Source organism: Methylobacterium sp. BTF04, from assembly GCF_010692745.1.
Lineage (GTDB): Bacteria > Pseudomonadota > Alphaproteobacteria > Rhizobiales > Beijerinckiaceae > Methylobacterium.
Genome location: NZ_JAAHTB010000176.1, coordinates 1 through 1,318 on the forward strand (window position 1 = coordinate 1; position 1,318 = coordinate 1,318).

Consider the following 1,318-nt stretch of genomic DNA (forward strand, 5'->3'; position numbering starts at 1 on the left):
TGAACCGCCCCGGGTTTCCCGGAGGCTGTTTGGTTTGGATCAAGCGGCCAAGGCTTGCACCTCGGTCTGGGCATAGTAGCGTGCTTCGGCTTCGGAGGGAGGGATATTCCCGATGGGTTCGAGCAGCCGGCGGTGATTGAACCAGTCGACCCATTCGAGGGTGGCGAACTCGACAGCCTCGAAGCTCCGCCATGGGCCGCACCGATGGATGACTTCGGCTTTGAATAGGCCGTTGATCGTCTCGGCGAGGGCATTGTCGTAGGAGTCGCCGACGCTGCCGACCGAGGGCTCGACCCCGGCCTCGGCGAGCCGCTCGGTGTAGCGCAGCGCGAGGTATTGCGAGCCCCTGTCGCTATGATGCACGAGCCCGCCGCCCTGGAGGGGCCGACGCTCGTGCAGGGCCTGCTCCAGGGCATCGAGCACGAAGGCGGCGTGGGCGGTTCGAGAGACCCGCCAGCCGACGATGCGGCGGGCGAAGACGTCGATCACGAAGGCCACATAGACGAAGCCGGACCAAGTCGCGACGTAGGTAAAATCCGCGACCCACAGGGCGTTCGGGCGCGGTGCCTTGAACTGTCGGTTGACCCGGTCGAGCGGGCACTTCGCTGCCGGATCGGGGATCGTCGTCCGGACCGTCTTGCCCCGCACGACACCCTTCAGGCCCATTGCCCGCATCAGTCGGGCGACGGTGCACCGGGCCACGCTGATCCCATCCCGGCCGAGTTGCCGCCAGACCTTGCGTACGCCGTAGACGTGGAAGTTCGCCTCGAACACGCGCCGGATCTCGACCATCAGCGCCGCGTCGCTCCGGGCCCGTGCCGGGAGCCTGCTGGGATCAGCGCGCCGTGCGGCATGAGCACGGTATGTCGACGGGGCGATCGGCAGCACCTTGCAGATCGGCTCGACCCCGTAGAGCGCGCGGTGCTCGTCGATGAACGCCTTCATCGTTTGAACGGGCGGTCGAGCTCCGCCTGGGCAAAATACGCTGATGCCTTCCGGAGGATCTCGTTCGCCTGCCGGAGTTCGCGAACCTCCCGCTCCAGCGCCTTGATCCGCTCGCGCTCGTCCGCGGCCGGTCCGGCCCGCACACCCCGGTCGCGCTCGGCTTGGCGAACCCAGTTCCTCAACGTCTCGCCCGAGCAGCCGATCTTCGCGGCGATCGATTGCATCGCGGCCCAGGGCGAGCCGTACTCGCCCTGATGCTCACGGACCATCCTGACCGCCCGCTCGCGGACCTCAGGGGAGAAGGGTGGAATATGCTTCGTCATGGCTCCAGTCTCTCAAGAGTTGGAGCCTCCGGGAAACCCGGGGCGGTTCA

1 protein-coding gene and 1 other annotated feature are annotated in these 1,318 nt (G+C 67.1%); the gene reads right to left on the reverse strand.

The genetic code is table 11. From position 1 onward, the window contains the following. Positions 1 to 39: 39 nt before the first annotated feature. Positions 40 to 1,268, reverse strand: a protein-coding gene (locus tag G3T14_RS24140) for an IS3 family transposase (protein WP_163645002.1) whose coding sequence is annotated in 2 segments (ribosomal slippage) — positions 40 to 980 and positions 980 to 1,268 — 1,230 coding nt in all. Because the reading frame shifts where the segments join, the coding sequence is not laid out codon by codon here. Further along, positions 871 to 987, reverse strand: a sequence feature (AL1L pseudoknot). Its footprint overlaps the gene before it by 117 nt. Positions 1,269 to 1,318 lie beyond the last annotated feature (50 nt).